The sequence below is a fragment of the Billgrantia hypersalina genome, assembly GCF_052584175.1.
Window position 1 is genome coordinate 296,499 of record NZ_JBMIQI010000011.1, and the last position, 18,026, is coordinate 314,524.

At 65.3% G+C, this 18,026-nt stretch carries 17 protein-coding genes; 11 read left to right on the forward strand and 6 right to left on the reverse strand.

What is annotated here, in order from left to right; all coding sequences use genetic code 11:
• Positions 1-171: 171 nt before the first annotated feature.
• The 4 genes from dbpA (at position 172) to aroQ (ending at position 5,127) form a co-directional block, all read left to right on the forward strand.
• Positions 172-1,572, forward strand: a complete 1,401-nt coding sequence (dbpA, locus tag ACOJCM_RS08420) for an ATP-dependent RNA helicase DbpA (protein WP_445211611.1) — start codon at positions 172-174, stop codon at positions 1,570-1,572.
• A gap of 42 nt (positions 1,573-1,614) precedes the next feature.
• Entirely contained in the window at positions 1,615-2,517 is a 903-nt protein-coding gene (locus ACOJCM_RS08425; protein WP_445211612.1) for a PA4780 family RIO1-like protein kinase, read from the forward strand.
• 132 nt (positions 2,518-2,649) lie between these two features.
• Positions 2,650-4,422: a sensor domain-containing phosphodiesterase gene (locus ACOJCM_RS08430; protein ID WP_445211613.1), complete on the forward strand. Its 1,773-nt coding sequence runs from the start codon at positions 2,650-2,652 to the stop codon at positions 4,420-4,422.
• A gap of 111 nt (positions 4,423-4,533) precedes the next feature.
• Entirely contained in the window at positions 4,534-5,127 is a 594-nt protein-coding gene (gene aroQ / locus ACOJCM_RS08435) for a gamma subclass chorismate mutase AroQ (protein WP_445211614.1), read from the forward strand.
• Positions 5,128-5,136: 9 nt separating this feature from the next.
• Here aroQ and ACOJCM_RS08440 read toward each other — a convergent pair whose 3' ends face one another.
• A complete protein-coding gene (locus ACOJCM_RS08440; protein ID WP_445211615.1) occupies positions 5,137-5,886 on the reverse strand; it encodes an NAD(P)H-dependent oxidoreductase in 750 nt (249 codons plus the stop codon).
• Positions 5,887-6,013: 127 nt separating this feature from the next.
• Here ACOJCM_RS08440 and ACOJCM_RS08445 point away from each other — a divergent pair, with 127 nt between their 5' ends.
• Together ACOJCM_RS08445 and ACOJCM_RS08450 are read left to right on the forward strand one after the other, a co-directional pair.
• Positions 6,014-7,054 (forward strand): zinc-dependent alcohol dehydrogenase family protein, encoded by a 1,041-nt coding sequence (locus ACOJCM_RS08445; RefSeq protein WP_445211616.1) that lies wholly within the window; start codon positions 6,014-6,016, stop codon positions 7,052-7,054.
• Between the two features lie 45 nt (positions 7,055-7,099).
• Entirely contained in the window at positions 7,100-8,008 is a 909-nt protein-coding gene (locus ACOJCM_RS08450) for a LysR family transcriptional regulator (RefSeq protein WP_445211617.1), read from the forward strand.
• Here ACOJCM_RS08450 and ACOJCM_RS08455 read toward each other — a convergent pair.
• On the reverse strand, positions 7,975-10,425 hold the full coding sequence (locus ACOJCM_RS08455; RefSeq protein WP_445211618.1) for a membrane-bound PQQ-dependent dehydrogenase, glucose/quinate/shikimate family: 2,451 nt from the start codon (positions 10,423-10,425) through the stop codon (positions 7,975-7,977). The two genes, ACOJCM_RS08450 and ACOJCM_RS08455, sit on opposite strands and share 34 nt — an antisense overlap.
• A 212-nt stretch (positions 10,426-10,637) precedes the next feature.
• Between ACOJCM_RS08455 and ACOJCM_RS08460 the strand changes: the two genes are divergently transcribed.
• Both ACOJCM_RS08460 and ACOJCM_RS08465 read left to right on the forward strand, forming a co-directional pair.
• Positions 10,638-11,441 carry an aminoglycoside adenylyltransferase family protein gene (locus ACOJCM_RS08460; protein WP_445211619.1) on the forward strand — a complete coding sequence of 268 codons (804 nt, stop codon included), beginning with the start codon at positions 10,638-10,640 and terminating at the stop codon, positions 11,439-11,441.
• A 37-nt stretch (positions 11,442-11,478) separates the two neighbouring features.
• Complete coding sequence (locus tag ACOJCM_RS08465; RefSeq protein ID WP_445211620.1) at positions 11,479-12,486, forward strand: zinc-dependent alcohol dehydrogenase family protein; 1,008 nt, start codon at positions 11,479-11,481, stop codon at positions 12,484-12,486.
• Here ACOJCM_RS08465 and ACOJCM_RS08470 read toward each other — a convergent pair.
• Positions 12,483-13,301, reverse strand: coding sequence for a helix-turn-helix domain-containing protein (locus tag ACOJCM_RS08470; protein ID WP_445211621.1), 819 nt, complete (start codon positions 13,299-13,301; stop codon positions 12,483-12,485). The two genes, ACOJCM_RS08465 and ACOJCM_RS08470, sit on opposite strands and share 4 nt — an antisense overlap.
• Before the next feature lie 110 nt (positions 13,302-13,411).
• Between ACOJCM_RS08470 and ACOJCM_RS08475 the strand changes: the two genes are divergently transcribed.
• Positions 13,412-13,732 (forward strand): DUF1330 domain-containing protein, encoded by a 321-nt coding sequence (locus tag ACOJCM_RS08475; RefSeq protein ID WP_445211622.1) that lies wholly within the window; start codon positions 13,412-13,414, stop codon positions 13,730-13,732.
• Between the two features lie 13 nt (positions 13,733-13,745).
• Here ACOJCM_RS08475 and ACOJCM_RS08480 read toward each other — a convergent pair whose 3' ends face one another.
• Entirely contained in the window at positions 13,746-14,750 is a 1,005-nt protein-coding gene (locus ACOJCM_RS08480) for a cupin domain-containing protein (protein ID WP_445211623.1), read from the reverse strand.
• A gap of 137 nt (positions 14,751-14,887) precedes the next feature.
• On the opposite strand from ACOJCM_RS08480, the gene ACOJCM_RS08485 reads away from it, so the two are divergent.
• Positions 14,888-16,066, forward strand: coding sequence for an MFS transporter (locus tag ACOJCM_RS08485; protein WP_445211624.1), 1,179 nt, complete (start codon positions 14,888-14,890; stop codon positions 16,064-16,066).
• A gap of 106 nt (positions 16,067-16,172) precedes the next feature.
• On the forward strand, positions 16,173-16,376 hold the full coding sequence (locus ACOJCM_RS08490; RefSeq protein ID WP_445211625.1) for a putative motility protein: 204 nt from the start codon (positions 16,173-16,175) through the stop codon (positions 16,374-16,376).
• Between the two features lie 194 nt (positions 16,377-16,570).
• Here the strand turns inward: ACOJCM_RS08490 and ACOJCM_RS08495 are convergent, their stop codons facing one another.
• Together ACOJCM_RS08495 and ACOJCM_RS08500 are read right to left on the reverse strand one after the other, a co-directional pair.
• On the reverse strand, positions 16,571-17,266 hold the full coding sequence (locus tag ACOJCM_RS08495) for an aspartate/glutamate racemase family protein (protein ID WP_445212067.1): 696 nt from the start codon (positions 17,264-17,266) through the stop codon (positions 16,571-16,573).
• Between the two features lie 53 nt (positions 17,267-17,319).
• Complete coding sequence (locus ACOJCM_RS08500) at positions 17,320-18,021, reverse strand: DUF899 domain-containing protein (RefSeq protein ID WP_445211626.1); 702 nt, start codon at positions 18,019-18,021, stop codon at positions 17,320-17,322.
• Positions 18,022-18,026 lie beyond the last annotated feature (5 nt).

Consider the following 18,026-nt stretch of genomic DNA (forward strand, 5'->3'; position numbering starts at 1 on the left):
GGCGCTAGCGGCCATGGCGACCTGCAACGACTTGTCGCAGTCGGCAGGACGACATCGCCCGACACTTCTGCTATTCTGCCTGTCTTCTGATCCCCTCGGCTCATGCCTCCCGGCATCCCTTCGTTTGCTTGCCGCCTCGGCAATCGCCTCACTCTGTCGCAGGTTCATTTCGTGTCCGATTCTCCCAACGTTGAGGCCTTTGCCTCGTTGCCGCTGGCGCCAGAGCTGTTGGCCAATCTCGATTCGCTCGGCTACCACAGCATGACGCCCATCCAGGCCCAGAGCCTGCCGCTGATGCTGGCGGAGCGCGACGTGCTTGCCCAGGCAAAAACCGGCTCGGGCAAGACCGCGGCCTTCGGCCTGGGGCTGCTCTCGCGCCTCGTCGTGACGCGCTTCCGGGTCCAGGCGCTGGTGCTTTGCCCCACTCGCGAGCTGGCCGACCAGGTCGCCGGCGAGATTCGGCGGCTGGCGCGCACCCTGCCCAACGTCAAGGTGCTGGCGCTGTGCGGCGGGGCCCCCTTCGGCCCGCAGCTCGCCTCGCTGGCCCATGGCGCGCATGTCGTCGTGGGCACCCCGGGACGGGTAGAGGAGCACCTGCGCAAGGGGTCGCTCGACCTGAGTTCACTCGAGACCCTGGTGCTGGACGAAGCCGACCGCATGCTCGACATGGGATTTCAGGCGGCGATGGAAGCGATCGTCGCCGAGACGCCGGCCAGCCGCCAGACGCTGCTTTTTAGCGCGACCTATCGCGATGACATCCGGCCCGTTGCCGCGCGGATGATGCGCGACCCGGTCGAGGTGGCGGTGGCCGAAACCCATGATCACACTACCATCCGCCAGCGCTTCTACCGGGTGGCGGACGAAGCGGAGCGCTTCTTCGCGCTGCGCCTGTTGCTGCTGCATCATCGGCCGCGCTCCAGCGTGGTGTTCTGCAATACCCGGCGCGAGACCCAGGAGGTCGCCGATGCGCTTTGCCAGGCGGGCTTCAGTGCCCTGGCGCTGCATGGCGACCTGGAACAGCGCGACCGCGACCGTATCCTGATACTGTTCGCCAACCACAGTGCCTCGATCCTGGTGGCCACCGACGTGGCGGCACGTGGGCTGGACATCGAAGCGCTGGATGCGGTGTTCAACTACCAGATTGCCCGTGACCTCGAAGTGCATGTGCATCGTGTCGGGCGTACCGGACGCGCCGGCGGCTCCGGTCTGGCCTGTACCCTGGTGACCGAGCAGGAGACTTACCGGCTGGCGCGACTGGCCGAATACCTGGGCGAGCCGCTCGAGGAAGCGCCGCTGCCGCCGGGCGACGTGCTGGCTCGAGAGCCCCTCAAGCCGGCCATGGCCACGCTGCAGCTCGACGGTGGCAAGAAGCAGAAGGTGCGTCCCGGCGATATCTTGGGCGCTTTGACCGGCGACGGCGGCATTGCTGGCGGTCAGGTCGGCAAGATCAAGGTGCTGGAGCGCAGCGCCTACGTGGCCGTACAGCGCGAGGTCGCCAAGGTGGCCCTCGCCCAGCTCGGCACCGGCAAACTCAAGGGGCGCTCGTTCCGCGCCCGGCGCGTCAGCCGCTGATCGGCCGCTGGTAGGTCGCAGAAAAAGAGAAGAGGAGAATAGGTGAAGGTACCCAAGCGATTGCAACCACTGATCGACGACGGCCTGATCGAATCAGTCGAGAGTCAGCTGATGAGCGGCAAGGAGGCCCAGGTCTACGTCGTGCGTTCCCACGGGGAGCGTCGCTGCGCCAAGGTCTTCAAGGAGGCGAAGCAGCGCAGTTTCAAGCAGGCGGTGCAGTACCAGGAGGGGCGCCGCGAGCGCAACAGCCGCCGCTCACGGGCCATGGCCAAGAAGACGAAATACGGCCAGAAGGAGCAGGAGCAGGCCTGGCTCAATGCCGAGGTCGATGCGCTCTACCGGCTGGCGGCGGCGGATGTCCGGGTACCGCAGCCTTTCGGATTCATCGACGGCGTACTGCTGATGGAGATGATCCGCGATGCCGAGGGGCTGACCGCCCCGCGCCTGGACGACGTGACCCTGAGTCCCGTTCAGGCCCGCGATTACTACACCAAGATCATCCGCGACGTAGTGAAGATGCTGTGCGCGGGCCTGGTGCACGGCGACCTTTCCGAGTTCAACGTGCTGCTGGCGGCCGACGGCCCCGTGATCATCGACCTTCCCCAGGCGGTGGATGCGGCCGGCAACAACAGCGCCGAGATGATGTTCGAGCGGGACGTCGACAACATGCGCCGCTATTTCGGCCGCTTCGCTCCCGAGCTGCTTACCACCGATTACGGCAAGGAAATCTGGGCGCTGTATGAGTCCGGTGAGCTGCACCCGGAGAGCCCGCTGACGGGCTGCTTCGAACATGACACCAGCACCGTGGACATGCACGAGCTGATGTCCGTTATCGATGACGTACGCGAAGAGGAAGCCTACCGCCAGGGAGCCCGCAACCGGGGTGATGAACCCGGAGTCGAGGAGGCGGCCGAGGAGTGGCGGGAGTCCCAGCGGGAGCGTTGAGGCCAATGGCGGCGCCGTCAGATCCGGCAGGTAGCGGCGGGATCCACGTTATGGTTGCGATAGCCGGATTTGACTAGGCTCGAAGGAACGCCGACCGATGAGGCGCCGGCACGAATTGGCAGGGACCCCTCGATGCCTTCCATTCCTCACACTCGCGACCAGGAGCAGGAGCGGCTTTATGCGCTGCGCCAGCTCAACCTGTTGGACACGCCGCCGAGCGAGAGCTTCGATCGCATCACGCGCATGGCCAGCAAGTTCTTCGGCATGCCCATCGCGGCGGTTTCGCTGACCGACGCCGACCGCCAGTGGTTCAAGTCGCGGGTAGGCGTCGAACACTGGGAGATCCCTCGCTACAAGGCCTGCTGCGGCGAGGTGGCAGACGAGTCCCAGGTGCTCGTGGTGCCCGATCTGCTCGAATCCCCAACCTATCGTGACAGCCTGTTGGCCCAGTCAGGCATCCGCTTTTATGCTGGCGCCCCGCTGCAGACCCCCGAGGGCTATACCCTCGGGGCGATGTGCGTGCTGGATACCCGGCCACGCGACATCAGTGAGGAAGGCCTGGCGGTACTGCAAGACCTGGCTGCCATGGTCATGGCCCAGATCGAGCTGCAGCACGCCATTGGCCGTGTCGATCCGCTCACGGGGCTACCGAATCGTAGCCAGTTCGTAGAAGACCTTGAAGACAGGATCCGCGACGCCTCCGGTCAACCGCGCTATGCCCTGTTTACCGAAGTGCTCGACGTGGCCCAGGTGAGCACCTTGAACCGGGTCATGGGACCCGCTTACTTCGACGACATCGTGCGGATCGCGGGACGCGGCCTCCAGGAGGCGTTGGGTGAAACGCGGCGGCTCTACAGTGTCGGCCCAGGCCAGTTCGTCCACCTGATGGAGGGTGGCGAGGAGCAGGAAATGCTGGCGGAAGCGCTACGTCTGCGCCAGGCCCTTGTGTCGCTTGAGTGCATTCGTGAAGCGCCGGTGCTGGTGCGGCCGGTCATCGGCGTGGCGCCGTTGCAGCGGGGAGAAGAGGCCGCTATCGATATCCTGCGTACCGCCCATAGTGCCTGCCAGGATGCCCGCCAGACCGAGGCCGGAGCGGGCGTCTATTCCCAGGAGTTGGATGCCGCTTATCGACGACGCTTCAGGCTGCTTTCCGATTTTCGTGCTGCACTCATGGCCAGCGATCAACTGCGCCTTGTCTATCAGCCTCGCATCGAGCTGAGTACACGGCGCTGTCTCGGCGCGGAGGCTCTGCTGCGTTGGTGCCATCCGGAACTCGGCGAGGTTTCGCCCACCGAGTTCATTCCCTTGATCGAGAATACGCCGCTGGCCAGATCGCTCACCGAGTGGGTGATGCATACCTCGATCACCCAGACGCAGTCCTGGCATCGTCAGGGGCTGTTCCTTACCGTCTCGCTCAACGTCTCGGCCTGCAATCTCGACGAAGAGGATTTTACCACCCGCCTGCTCTCGTGCCTGAAGCAGGCGGGCCTGCCGAAATCGGCCATCGAGCTGGAGTTGACGGAAACCGCGCTTTTCGACCAGGGGCGGGCCGCTTGGCAACAGCTCGACACGCTGAGCCAGGCGGGCATTCGTATCGCCATCGACGACTTCGGCACCGGCTACAGCAGCCTGGCCTACTTGCAGGACATTCCCGCACAGATCGTCAAGCTCGATCGCTGTTTCATCAGGGGGCTCGACGAGGGCCCACGCAGCCGAATCCTGGTCAAGTCGATGCTGAGGATGGCGCACGACCTCGGCTACCGTGTGGTGGCCGAGGGCGTGGAGACGCAGCAGGCCCTCGACTATCTGGAATTGCTGGGTTGCCACGAAGCGCAAGGGTTCCACATGGCCAGGCCCCTGGAAGTGGACGATTTCGAGGCCTGGCTGAAGGCGAGCCTCAGCTGAGTCCTGTTGTGATTAACTTGCCCTGAGAGCCGGCTTGCCAAGGGGAGGCCAGCGGCGCAATTTCCTGCCACACTCCTTCGTTGCCCCATCCATCGAAACGAGGAGACATCGATGACAAGCATCGGTAGGCGACCTGCCTGGCCATTGAGCCCTTTCCTGCTGATCATGCTGCTGCTGGTGGGATGCCAGACCCAGCCGCCGGAGCCGCCCGATGAGGATAAGGCGGCCATTGACCGCATGTTGGTGTTGATCGACGAACGGCTCGACGTGGCGCCAGTGGTGGCTCAGGCCAAGTGGAACTCCGGCGCGCCCATCGAGGCACCGGAGCGTGAAGCCGAAATTCTCGATCAGGTCGCGGAAGATGCCGAAGCGGCCGGCGTCGACGAGGATTTCGCCCGCCGCTTCTTCGAAAAGCAGTTCGAGGCCAGCAAGCAGGTTCAGCGCCGTCTGCACCACCAGTGGTTGCAGGAAGGGCGCTCGCCCTTCGCCGACCCGCCCGATCTCGCCGAGGAGGTGCGCCCAGTGCTTGATCGCCTGACGCCGCAGCTGATCGAGTCGCTGGGAGATATCGAGCGCATTGAAGCGGTCGATGGTGCCGCGCATTACCTCGAGCGACGTGTGGAGGAAGTGGTCCGGGACGACTTCGACGGCGAGCCGCGCGATGTGGCAATCGAGCCACTACGCGAGCGCCTGTCCCAGCGGTAACCGGCCGACTCACCCTTGCCAACGCGCGGGGTGGCCCTCCTTGAGCGCGCCCCGTTCGTCCCAATCATCCCAGCCGGCGAAGGGAATCGGTGTTTCGTGGTCGAGTGCTTCCAGGCGCTGTGACCAGGCGGCCTTTTCCTCCTCCAGGCGCTTGCGAAACGCCGCCTCGTCCTGGTAGCTCAGCCCGCCGCCCTGAACGCCGTAGGTGACCTGGGGCGGCAGCACGCTGACGCCGAGGTAGTAGAGTGAGTAGTGGATCGGCCATAGCAAGGCCACGATATGGCCGCTCCTGCCGTGGCGGGTGAAGGTCGGCGCCGGGGCGCCGGTCGTCACCGAGAGCATGGCGCGCTTGCCGGGAAAACGGCCGCGGTCGTAGCGCATCCTGCCGGAGTAGAGCCCGCCGTAGACGAACACCCGATCGAACCAGCCCTTGAGCATGGCCGGTTGGGCGTGCCACCACAGTGGAAACTGCAGGATCACCAAGTCGGCGCGCTCCAGGCGCTCGACCTCGCGCTTCACGTCGGCGGGCAGGGCGCCGCACTCGAAGGCGCTACGCTGCTCGGTCAGCGGAAAGAACGTATCGGGCTCGGCCCGCTCGGCGTAGTGCGCCGGCCCTTCCACCGGATCGAAACCCTCGGCGTAGAGGTCGGAAACCTCGACGCTGTAGCCCTGGCGCTGCAGGGTCTCGACGGCGACGTCCTTGAGGGCGCCGTTGAAGGAATGGGACTCGGGGTGGCAGAACACGATCAGGGCATGCATGGCGGGGCTCCGGTTCGTTGGCGTACTGTGCATGTCTTCAGGCTATGCTGTACGCTGGCGATCCGAAATTCCCGAAAAATGACAACCGACTTTGCATAACTGAACAGTCTGCCAGAGAGGAACTCGCATGAAAGCCGTGGTGTACGAGGCCTTTTCCGCTCCACCGCAAATCCGGCACGTTCCCGATCCCACCCCCGAAGCGCATGGCGTCGTGGTCAAGGTGATGGCAACGGGGGTTTGCCGCAGCGACTGGCATGGCTGGGTCGGTCATGACACCGATATCCCGCTTCCCCATGTGCCGGGTCATGAACTGGCGGGCGTCGTCGAGGCGGTGGGCAAGGGCGTGAGGAAATGGAAGATAGGGGATCGCGTGACCGTCCCCTTCGTCGGTGGATGCGGCACGTGTCCCGAATGCTACTCGGGGAATCACCAAGTCTGCGATAACCAGTTCCAGCCTGGCTTCACCCACTGGGGCTCGTTTGCCCAGTACGTGGCCATTCACCATGCTGACATTAATTTGGTGGCATTGCCGGAAACGCTGGACTTCGCCACGGCAGCCAGCTTGGGCTGTCGCTTCGCGACTTCGTTTCGCGCCGTCGTCGACCAGGGCAAGGCCTTCGCAGGGCAATGGGTGGCGGTCCACGGCTGCGGCGGGGTCGGGCTGTCCGCCATCATGATCGCCAATGCGGTGGGCGCCAACGTCGTGGCGATCGATATTGCGGACGACAGACTCCACCTGGCCCGTGAACTGGGTGCGGTCGCGACCGTCAATGCCTCCGAGGTAGCAAGTGTTCCCGAGGCGGTCATCGACCTGACGCGCGGCGGTGCTCACGTGTCGCTGGATGCGCTCGGGCACCCCAGCACCTGTTTCAATTCGATCAGCAATCTGCGCAGGCGTGGCAGGCACGTACAGGTCGGGCTCATGCTGGCCGAACACAGTACTCCGGCCATACCGATGAGCAAGGTCATTGCGAATGAACTCGAAATATTGGGCAGCCACGGCATGCAAGCCTACCGCTACGGCGCCATGCTCGAGATGATCCAGACCGGGAAGCTGGCGCCCGAAAAGCTGGTCGGCCAAAGGGTCAACCTTGAGCAGTCGATCGAGGCGCTGACGAACATGGACAAATTCCAGGGCGTTGGCGTGACCGTGGTGACCGAATTCTGAGCAGGGGCTGGAAACAAGCCTTGCCGAGAGTCGATGAGGGGGAACGTGACCGAACAGTCGCTGCACTGGGACGACCTGCGCGTCATTCAAGCCATTGCCGTGGCGGGCTCGCTCTCCGGCGCCGGACGGCGGCTTGGGGCTAGCCATGCCACGGTATTCAGGCGTCTGAATGCCATCGAACGGCGCCTGGGCGTGGCGCTGTTCGAGCGTTCGCGCTCAGGCTATGCACCGACGCCGGCGGGAGAGGACCTGGCAGCGGTCGCCGCCCGTGTCGAAGCCGAAGTGCTGGGCGCCGAGCGGCGCGTGGTGGGGCGCGATTTGCGTCTCTCCGGCACGATTCGCGTCACCACGACCGATACGCTGCTGATGGGGCTGCTGTCGCCGATCTTTGCCGATTTCCAACGCACTCATCCGGATATCGTTCTCGAGGTGGCGGTTTCCAACCAGTTGTTCAATCTTTCCCAGCGCGACGCCGATGTGGCGATTCGCCCCTCGATGTCGCCGCCGGAGCACTTGGTGGGGCGGCGGGTCGGGGTCATTGCCCAGGCCGCCTATGTTCGGCGCGGCGCGGCGAAGGGCGACGATGCCTGGGTCGGACCGGACCGTCACCTGGGCTATGCGGCGCTCGACGCCTGGATGGCCGAGCAAGGGGCAAACGAGCCATGCCGTTATCGCGTCGATACCATGTTCGGCATGCTGGCCGCGGCCCGCGACGGCCTGGGTCGTGCCGTGCTGCCTTGCTATCTCGCCGATGCCGAGCCGGCCCTGGCACGACTCGGCGAGCCAATTCCCGAACTCGCGACCGACCTGTGGCTGCTGACCCACCCCGACCTGCGCCGAGTGACGCGTATCCGCACCTTCATGGCTTTCTTGGCCGAGGCGATAAACACGAGTGAGGCTCGCCTCGCAGGCGAGCCGGCCTACTCCTCCTCTGGCTCCTCGGGCAGGGCATAAGCCATGACGCTGTCTCCCAGGCGAGTCTCGGCCTGGAAGGCGCCGCCAGCGGCGATGACGACGTATTGGCGACCTTCGTGCATGTAGGTCATCGGCGTTGCCTGCCCCCCGGCGGGCAGTCGCGCTTCCCACAGCATATTGCCGGTGGCGTTGTCGAAGCCGCGAATATAGTCGTCCATGGTGGCGCCGATGAAGGTCACACCGCCGGCGGTAGTGACCGGGCCGGCACTGGTGGGCGCGCCTACGGTCATCTTCAGGCGCGTGGGAACCCCCCAGGGCCCCTGGTCGAAGCTGGTGCCGATCGGGCGTGACCAGACGATCTCGCCACTGCCCAGGTCGGTCGCGCTCAAAAAACCCCAGGGCGGTGCAGCGCAGGGCATGTCGAGCGGCGAGAGCCAGGCACCGCGCTCCGCGGCCACCGGTGCACCGAGCATGGGCTGTGCCTCCTGGTCGATATAGCTGGCATCGTCCTCGCCGATCGGCGCGATGTTCTCCATCTCGTCGGCTTCCTCGCGCGGGTAGAGCGCCACCCGCGACGGCATTCGGTTGTTGTTGACGATCATCAGGTCGTTCTCGAGATCGAAGGCCGCGCTACCCCAGTTGATGCCGCCGAGAATACCCGGGAACTGCAGCATGCCCTCGGGATGATCGAGGGTCGGCGGGGTGAACATGCCTTCGTAGCGCATGCGTTCGAACTGGATGCGACAGTAGAGATGGTCGAGGGGCGTGGTGCCCCAGGTATGGGCGCCGGTGAACGCCTCTACCGGCTGTCCCGGCAGCGAGCCGAAGTCGGGCATGCCCGGAGAGAAGCGCTGGCTCTCCGCCGTCCAGTCGCCCTCGATGGTGCCCTGCGGTACCGGACGCTCGTCGACGGGCAGCAGCGGCTCGCCGGTGGCCCGGTCGAAAACGAATACCTGGCCGTACTTGGTGGCCTGAACCACGGCGGGGCGCGGTCCCTCCTCCGTAGGGAAGTCGATCAGCGCCGGCTGGGCACCCAGGTCATAATCCCATAGGTCGTGCTGCACTGTGGTGAATTTCCAGCGTACTTCGCCGCTGTCGGCCTCCACGGCCACCAGCGTGGCGGTAAACGCCTCGTCGCCGGGGCGGCGGTCGCCGCCGAACTGGTCGTTGGTGGGGTTGCCGGTAGGCAGGTACACCAGGCCCAGCTCCTCGTCGGCCGAGATGGCCGACCACACGTTGGGCGTGCCGCGCGGATAGACCTCGTCCTCCGGAGGCTGGCTGTCCGGCGTGGTCCATACGGCGTCCCAGGTCCATTGCCATTCGCCAGTGATCGCATCGTAGGCGCGCACTGCCCCGGAAGGGGCGTCGCGGCGCTGGTTATCGGTGACCTGGTGGCCGACCACCACCATGCCGTTCACGACGGTCGGCCCCGAGGTGTTGGAGAGCAGCCCCAGGGCCTGCGGATCCATGCGATCCTTCAAGTCGACCGTGCCGTTATCGCCGAATTCGCTGCATGGCGTGCCGTCCTCGGCGTCCAATGCCATCAGGCGGCCGTCCAGCGTGCCCAGCAGCAGCCGGCGCGGGCAATCTTCCACCGGCTCGGGGGCCTCGAAGTAGGCCACCGCGCGACAGGCGGCCGAGAAGACATGCTCTTGCGCTTCCTCCGCCACTTCCGGGTCGAAGTGCCACTGCGGCTCGCCGGTGCCCGGGTCGAGGGCGAAGACCTGGTTGCTCTGCGTGCAGACGTACAGGCTATCGCCGACCTTCAACGGGGTGTTCTGGAAGGCATAAGGGGCGGCGTCGCTAGGCGGCTCGTCGCCGGTATGGAACTCCCAGGCCACCTCTAGCCGGTCGGCGTTGTGTGGCGTGATCTGGTCGGCCTCCGAAAAGCGCTGGGCCAGGTTGGTGCCGCCATAGGCGACCCAGTCGGTTGAATCGGGAGCGCTCTGCTGGTGGATCTCCTCGGCCGCCGCCGTGGTCGGGTCGTCGGGACCGGAGTCGAAGACGAGCCATATCACGCTGCCGGCGTAGCCGACCAGGATCAGCACGCCGAGCAGCGGGCCGGCATAGGGCAGGGTGGGCTGGTAAAAACCGCGGCGGTACAGCACGGGCAGCAACAGCAGGGCGACAGCCAGCAGGACTGCCATTAACCCGGTACGTGCCATCAGGTCGATATGCCAGACTGGCATCCAGCCCTTGCTCGCGATCTCCCATAGCGACCAGACGAAGGTGCCCGCCACGGTGGCGGCATAGAGCCATACTCCTGAGGGCAAACCAAGCATGAGCATGACGGAAGCCGCCAGCGTGGCAATGCCGGCCAGGAGAAAATAGAGCGTGCCGCCGAGGTAGACGAGGTAACCGCCCCCCAGCGCCATGGCCAGGCCGAGCAACAGCAGAACGTAGGCAAGAACGGTGACGGCCCAGCCGGCCATACCTCGTGAGGAGTGCGCATCCATGGCAATACTCGTGGTCAGGGTCGAGGGGGCTATTCGTAAGGAGCTCATTTAACCCTAGGTCACACCGAAGCGGGGTGCCAAGCGGCATTGATTCCAACCTTTTCGACGAGTTAATGATGAACGGCGCCGCGAGGGTTCGTTAAGTTCGAAAAGGCCCATGCTGCAGGCGCTCGGTAACCCGCGAATCGCCTATGGGCAGAACGGAGGTTGTCATGACATTCTCTTCACGGGCAGCAGGGCAGACGCTGCCGAAGGAAGCTGAGGCCGCTTGCGATATCCTGCTGCGCGAGCTTGGCGAGACCGTAATCGGCATTTACCTGTTCGGCTCGGCACTCGTTGGCGGCCTGCGCCCCAACAGCGACGTGGATGTGCTGGCAATCGTTGGCCGGGCGCCCGCCGGTCAGGCTCGACGGCGCCTGGTCGAGGCGCTGATGCAGGTATCCGGCAGCCCTGAAGACGACGGCACGCCCAGGCCGCTGGAAGTGACGGTGCTCTGTCGCCGTGCGCTGGCGCCCTGGCAATATCCGCCGAGAAGCGAGCTGGTCTATGGCGAATGGCTGCGGTCAGACTTCGAGCAGGGCCACATTCCGCCAGCGGCAGCCGACCCCGACCTGGCCGTCGTATTGACCACCGCCAGGCAGGCGAGCCTGGCCCTGCACGGGCCTGAGCTGACGGAGCTGATTCCGCCGGTACCCGAGGCGGACCTGCGACGGGCTATCATCGATTCACTGCCTGGCCTGATCGACGGTTTACGAGGGGATGAGCGTAACGTACTGCTGACTCTGGCGCGGATGTGGATGACCCGGGAAACGGGGGAGGTCGCGCCCAAGGACGTGGCTGCCGCCTGGGCCCTGGCGCGCCTGCCGCCGGAGCACCGGGCTGCGATGACGTTGGCGAGACGGGCCTATCTCGAGGGAGGCGGCGACGACTGGGCGTCGTGCATGGTCCAGGTAGAAGCGCTGGTGGGCTTCCTGCGGCGAGTCATCGCTTGCCCTTCCCGTGGGATGTTGGGCTAACCTCTTGGCACTCTCGTTGAAAGGTAAGGAGGCAGAGATGAAGGTCGTAACGCTGCACAGCCCCGGTGGGTTGGACAACCTGGAGATCGTCGATGGGGAAGCGCCGGGTGAGCCAGGGCCGGGCGAGATCCGCGTACGCGTACATGCCAGCTCGCTCAATTTCCACGATTACGGCGTAGTGTCCGGCAAGATGCCGACCGAGGACGGGCGCATCCCCATGTCCGACGGCGCGGGCGTGGTCGAGGCCGTCGGTGAAGGGGTCGAGGAGTTCGCGGTGGGCGACTCGGTGGTTTCCACCTTCTTCCCCTACTGGCTCGACGGCCCGGCGCGGGTCGGGGATTTCAAGACCACGCCCGGCGACGGCGTCGATGGCTATGCGCGGGAGCAGGTGGTACGCCCTGCCACCTGGTTCACCCATGCTCCGGTGGGGTACAGCCACGAGGAGGCCGCCACGCTGACCACGGCGGGCCTCACAGCCTGGCGCGCCCTGGTGGTGGACGGCAATCTCAAGGCCGGCGACACCGTGCTGACCCTGGGCACCGGCGGTGTCTCGATCTTCGCCCTGCAGTTCGCCAAGGCCATGGGGGCGCGAGTGATTGCCACGTCGTCATCCGACGCCAAGATCGAGCGCCTGCAGCAGCTCGGCGCCGACCACACCATCAACTACAAGGCCGAGCCGGAGTGGGGCAAGAAGGTGAAGTCCCTGACCGACGGGAAGGGTGTCGACCATGTCATCGAGGTCGGCGGCCCCGGTACCCTGCCGCAGTCCATCGATGCCGTGCGCATCGGCGGCCACATCTCGCTGATCGGCGTACTGACGGGTCGCGGCGGCGAGGTTCCCACCGCCAAGTTGATGGCCAAGCAGGCGCGCCTGCAGGGGCTCATCGTCGGCAGCCGCATCCACCAGCAGGAGATGGTGCGCGGCATCGAGGCCAGCGGCGTGCGCCCGATCATCGACAGCACCTTCCCGCTCGAGGAGATCGCCGACGCCTTCCGCCATGAGGAGGCGGGGCGGCACTTCGGCAAGATCTGCCTCGCCTATTAGCGAGGCGGTGCTGCCGAGGCCAGCTGCTGCAATGTTGTCTGGGTGGTCGCTTCTGCGGGAAAGAACGACTCGATGGCCAGCTCTTCCAGGCTAATGTCGAGCGGCGTACCAAACACCGTGGTGGTACTCAGCAATGACAGCACCCGGCCATCCGGCAGGGCCAGTTCCAGCGGCACGACGATACCGGCGTGGCGCGAATGCACACTGGCCAGGTGGGAACGTGCCCCGGGTGGTACCGGATAGCCTTTCAGTTCCTCGCCGAGCGAGGCGAGGTCCGGGTCGCCGGTGCTGTCGGCCTGTCGGGCCAGACGCTCGAGAATGTGGCCGCGCCACTCTCGGAAGTTGCGAATACGGGACGCCAGCCCTTGGGGATGCAGCGAGAGCCGCAGCACGTTGATCGGCGGCTCGAGCAGTGCCGGAGCGATGCCGGCGAGCAGCGTCTCGAGCGGGCGGTTGGCCATTAGCAGTTGCCAATGGCGATCGACGGCCAGCGCCGGGTAGGGAGCGTGACTCGCCAGCAGCCGTTCGATCACGCTGCGGACTGCCTCGAGTCCAGGTGCATCAATGCCACGCTCGCCGAAGGCCGGGGCGAAACCGGCGGCGAGCAGCATCCGGTTTCGCTCGCGCAGGGGAACGCCGAGCTGCTCTGCCAGGCGCAGCAGCATTTCCCGGCTGGGTGTGGCCCGCCCGGATTCGACGAAGCTCAAATGGCGCTGGGAGATGTCGGCTTCGGTGGCAAGTGCCAGCTGGCTCAGCCGTCGCCGCTGGCGCCACGTCTTCAATATCTGCCCGACGGTGGGGGAGGTCGTGTCCATGAGCTCAGATTAGCGCCAAGCGATACGCCTGGCCATTACCTCCCGGGTAATCGCCAGGCCGCACGAGCGGAGCGAAGCTGTGGAGGTAACCCACCACAAGGAGCATTGCCATGACCGCCTACGCCATCGCCCGCCTGCAGGACGTCGCCATGGGGCCGGAAATCGTCGAGTACCTGGAAAAGATCGATGCCACCCTGGCGCCTTATGGCGGCCACTACCTGGTCCACGGCGGCCCCACTGAGGTGCTGGAAGGCCACTGGCAGGGGGACACGATCATGCTCGGCTTCCCCAGCCTGGAGCAGGCCAGGGCCTGGTATCGCTCCGATGCTTACCGGCGCATTCTGCCGCTGCGTACCGCCAACGCCATGGGCGACGTCATTCTGGTGGAAGGCGTCGAGGAAGGGCACCGGGGCGTCGATATCCTGGTTTGATCGTTAGGCATCTTTAGGCCGTTTGGGGTGTAGGTGCAGCGGAAGCCGGCGTGGCAGCCGCTGCACCTGTTTCACGTTGCTGGCGCAGGGCCCCGGGCGGGTAGCCGTGAACGCGCTTGAAGGCGCGGCTGAAGGCGGCTGCGCTGCCGTAGCCCAGGCGATAGGCCACCGTCTCGATCGGTTGACGCTCCCTGCCGATCCACTGGGCCGCCAGGCGCATGCGCAGTTCAGTGACGTAGCGGTGCGGCGTCATGCCGGTTACCGCCAGGAAGCGTTCGGCGAACACCGAACGCGAGCTGCCCATCTCGGCGGCGAGTTCCGCCACCGTCCAGTTGCGCCCCGGTTCGCGGTGGAGCGCGGCAATGACCCGGCCCAGGCGCGGGTCGCGCAACGCCTCGATCCAGCCGGTGGCATCGCCGCAACCGCACTCCACCCAGCCGCGCACGATGAAAGCCGCCATGACGTCGGCGAGCCGCGCCAGAATGGCAGCGAAGCCCGCCCGTTCGCTGCTTGCCTCGCGCTCCATCGCCTCTAGCATGGGCAGGATCTCGGGCTGGCGCTCGAGCAGGGTGCCGACATACATCACCTCGGGCATCAGCGAAACCAAGGCATGCATGCTGCCCAGGTCGAACTCCATGCAGCCGCTGAAGATCAGGGCGCCGTCTAGCGTGCAGCCCTTTGGACAAGCGCGGATCGAGCTGACCGCCTCGCACAGCCTGGCGCTCTCAAAGGCCGTGATGTCCTGTGCTGGCTGGTCGGGCGTGGAAAGCAAGGCATGGGCGCCACCGCGCGGCAGCAGCAGCGCATCGCCTGTAGCGAGGGCATGAATACCGCCGCTTGGGCTGCGCAGGTAGACGGGACCGCGCGCCACGAAGTGGAACTGGGCCCAGCCCTCCACCTTGCCGAACTCGACCCCCAGCGGGGGCGATAACTGGATACGGCGATAAGCGATACCGCGAAGCCGCATGCCGAGCAGCAGCTCGCTGACCAGGTCGCCGGGCAGTTCCGGTTTGGGCATCTTGCGTCCTCGTTTCGATTTCGTATCTGATTCGGATGAATGATCAATTATTCGAGAGCCTTTAGCATAGATCGTCCGAATCGCCCGCTCTACTCTTCTTGTTCCTGATGAATGCTTCTCTAGGATAGGAGAACGAGATGAACGAGATGGCACAGCGGGCCAAGCCCGCTTGGGGGGCAGTCGTTTCGATGGCCCTCGGCGTCTTCGGGCTGGTCACGGCGGAGTTTCTGCCCGCCAGCCTACTGACGCCGATGGCGGCGGATCTGGGTGTGACGGAAGGCATGGCGGGCCAGGCCGTGACTGCCACAGCGGCAGTGGCGCTTCTGACCAGCTTGCTGATCTCCACCGCTACCCGGCGTATCGATCGGCGCCACGTCCTGCTGGGGTTCTCGATGTTGCTGGTGGCCTCGAATCTGCTGGTGGCCTTCGCCCCCAACCTGACGGTACTGCTGTTCGGGCGTGTGCTGCTGGGGCTGGCCCTGGGCGGGTTCTGGACCATGTCCATCGCCACCATGATGCGCCTGGTGCCCGAGAACCTGGTGCCGCGGGGGCTTTCGATCATGTTCAGCGGGGTTTCTGCGGCCACCATTGCCGCCGCGCCACTGGGCAGCTATTTCGGCGACCTGCTCGGCTGGCGCGACGTGTTCCGCATGGCCGCGCTGCTCGGTCTACTGGCACTGGTGGTGCAGTTCATCACCTTGCCGCGCATGGCGCCGAGTGGCCAGACACGCCTGCGTACCCTATTCGATGTTCTGTTGCGCCCCCGGGTCGGCGTGGGCATGCTGGCCGCGGCCCTGGTCTTCACGGGCCACTTTGCCTTCTTCACCTACATTCGCCCGTTCCTCGAAACGGTAACCGGTGTGGGCGTCAGCGGCGTGGCCATCATTCTGCTGGGCTTCGGCGTGGCCAACTTCCTCGGCAATTACCTGGGTGGCTGGATGGTGGAACGCAGCCTGCGCCTCACCATGATCGCGATGCCGCTATTGATGGGAGCGCTCGGGGTGGCGCTGGTGGTGCTGGAGAGTACGCCGGCCACCGATGCTGCGCTGGTGGCGTTGTGGGGGATGGCCTTCGGCGCCATTCCCGTGGCGTGGTCGACCTGGCTCACCCGCACGGTGCCGGACGAGGCCGAGAGCGCGAGCGGCCTGCTGGTGGCGGCCATCAACATGGCGATTGCTACCGGCGCTGCCGTGGGCGGGTTGATCTTCGACCTGGGTGGCGCCCTCAACGTATTCGCCGCCAGCGCTGCCGTCCTGCTGCTGGCCGCGTTGATGATTGTGACGGGCATCAAGACCCGGCCGCTGGCCGCTGCCTGAGGGCTGTCGAAAGAATGCGGCCCGCTTCGGTGGGCTGCGTTCTTTGCCATCGCCCCGATGGGCTGTTAGCGTGGTTGAACAGAAGAAATAAAAGGGAGCAATTAACATGGATTCAGCCGTCAACGCCATCGTAGGCCAATCGCTGGTCATGCAGCAGGCCCAGGCCGCGCAGCAGGTGCAGCTCGAGGTCTACAAGGACGCCCTGGACATGCAGAAGGACCAGGTCGCCGCCGTGATGGCCTCGGTGTCGGTCGCACCGCAACTGGCCAATGAGGGGATGGTGGGGACCCAGATCAATACCTACGCCTGACAGAAAGTGACTGCGCTCGATCATACGGCGTTAAAAACCGGATCATAATGCTCATTTACAGAACGTAAACTCCGCTTTTTCTCCGGTTTTTGCCTTGCGACCCACATGGATGTGGGAAGTGCGTTGGGCCGTAGGGAACGGGCCTAGCTCTGATCTTCGCTCGTCGACTTTCTGTACGCTAATTTTACCTGCCCTCATTTTCCCAATGCCCACTTCACTGCCTCTTCGGCGTGGATGGCCGTGGTGTCGTAGAGCGGCACCTCGGTATGGCGCTGCTGCACCAGCAGGGCGATTTCGGTGCAGCCGAGAATTACCGCCTCGGCGCCCCGCTCGCGTAGCGTTGCGATGATCTCCAAGTAGCGCTGCCGCGATGCCTCCTTCACCTCTCCCTGGCACAGCTCGGTGTAGATCACTTCGTGCACGAGGTCTCGCTGAGCCTCGTCGGGCACCATGACCTCGATGCCGAAGTTTTCGGTGATACGCCCCTTGTAGAAATCCTGCTCCATGGTGAAGCGGGTACCGAGCAGGCCGACACGGCGCATGCCGTCGGCGGCCAGGCGCCGCGCCGTGGCATCGGCGATATGCAGCAAGGGAATCGAGACTGCCTCGGCGATCTGTGGCGCAACCTTGTGCATGGTGTTGGTGCCAATCATCAGGAAATCCGCACCGCCGGCCTCTACGCTGCGGGCGGCACGGCTCAGGATCTCGGCGGTGGCGTCCCAGTCGCCGGCATGCTGCAGCCGTTCTATCTCGGCGAAGTCGACGCTGTACAGGCACAGCTTGGCCGAATGCAACCCGCCCAGGGCAGCCTTTACGCCTTCGTTGAGTGCGCGGTAGTAGCTGGCGGTGGATTCCCAGCTCATGCCGCCGAGCAGGCCGATGGTCTTCATGGTCATGGGTCGCCTCTTGTTGTTGCCGTTTGCCAACTTAATGTGGCGTTGGCTCAGGTATCGTACTCGTCGTGTCGCCGGTTCCACTCGTAGGGCGGCGTCTGCGGCCAGCCCGGGGGAGAGTCCTCCCAGCTTTCTTGGCGGCCGAAGGGCGTCAGGTCCAGGTAGGTCCACAGGCTGCCGAGATATTCGACGCCGCGCCTGCCACTGAAGTAGGTGCGAAAGACCCGGTCACCGTCACGCAGGAAGACGCTGATACCGTGCCGTTCGCCGCGGTCGGTGCCGGGGGCGTCGCAACAGCTCGTCACGCCCATGTCCTGGTTGAAGTCGCTGCCGAGCGACGAGTACCACGTCGGGTGCTGCCAGCCCATACGCGCCTGGTAGCTTACGAGCTTCTCCCGCGGTGCCCGGGAGACCAGCACCAGGGTGGTATCCCGGGCGTTCAGGTGGGCGGGGTGGGTCATGGCGTCCACCACCCAGGAGCAGCCGTCGCAGCCGGCCTCCCAGTCGGGTCCGAACATGAAATGGTAGACGATCAGCTGGCGGCGTCCCTCGAACAGGTCCAGAAGGCCGGCCTGACCCTGTGGGCCCTCGAAGCCATAATCGGCCCTCACTTCCACCATCGGCAGGCGGCGGCGCGCGGCACTCAACCGGTCGCGCTCGCGCGTATGGGCCTTCTCGCGCTCGATCTGTTCTGCCAAGGCGGTGCGCCACTCCGCTTCGGACACGATAGGGGGCAGTGGCAAGGTTCCCATGGGGC

Coding starts and splice junctions, on each gene's coding strand:
- ACOJCM_RS08490 (WP_445211625.1), top strand. CDS start 16,173: ATGGATTCAGCCGTCAACGCCATCGTAGGCCAATCGCTGGTCATGCAG.
- ACOJCM_RS08430 (WP_445211613.1), top strand. CDS start 2,650: ATGCCTTCCATTCCTCACACTCGCGACCAGGAGCAGGAGCGGCTTTAT.
- ACOJCM_RS08475 (WP_445211622.1), top strand. CDS start 13,412: ATGACCGCCTACGCCATCGCCCGCCTGCAGGACGTCGCCATGGGGCCG.
- ACOJCM_RS08485 (WP_445211624.1), top strand. CDS start 14,888: ATGAACGAGATGGCACAGCGGGCCAAGCCCGCTTGGGGGGCAGTCGTT.
- ACOJCM_RS08460 (WP_445211619.1), top strand. CDS start 10,638: ATGACATTCTCTTCACGGGCAGCAGGGCAGACGCTGCCGAAGGAAGCT.
- aroQ (WP_445211614.1), top strand. CDS start 4,534: ATGACAAGCATCGGTAGGCGACCTGCCTGGCCATTGAGCCCTTTCCTG.
- ACOJCM_RS08500 (WP_445211626.1), bottom strand. CDS start 18,021: ATGGGAACCTTGCCACTGCCCCCTATCGTGTCCGAAGCGGAGTGGCGC.
- ACOJCM_RS08465 (WP_445211620.1), top strand. CDS start 11,479: ATGAAGGTCGTAACGCTGCACAGCCCCGGTGGGTTGGACAACCTGGAG.
- ACOJCM_RS08480 (WP_445211623.1), bottom strand. CDS start 14,750: ATGCCCAAACCGGAACTGCCCGGCGACCTGGTCAGCGAGCTGCTGCTC.
- ACOJCM_RS08440 (WP_445211615.1), bottom strand. CDS start 5,886: ATGCATGCCCTGATCGTGTTCTGCCACCCCGAGTCCCATTCCTTCAAC.
- ACOJCM_RS08495 (WP_445212067.1), bottom strand. CDS start 17,266: ATGAAGACCATCGGCCTGCTCGGCGGCATGAGCTGGGAATCCACCGCC.
- ACOJCM_RS08470 (WP_445211621.1), bottom strand. CDS start 13,301: ATGGACACGACCTCCCCCACCGTCGGGCAGATATTGAAGACGTGGCGC.
- ACOJCM_RS08455 (WP_445211618.1), bottom strand. CDS start 10,425: ATGGATGCGCACTCCTCACGAGGTATGGCCGGCTGGGCCGTCACCGTT.
- ACOJCM_RS08445 (WP_445211616.1), top strand. CDS start 6,014: ATGAAAGCCGTGGTGTACGAGGCCTTTTCCGCTCCACCGCAAATCCGG.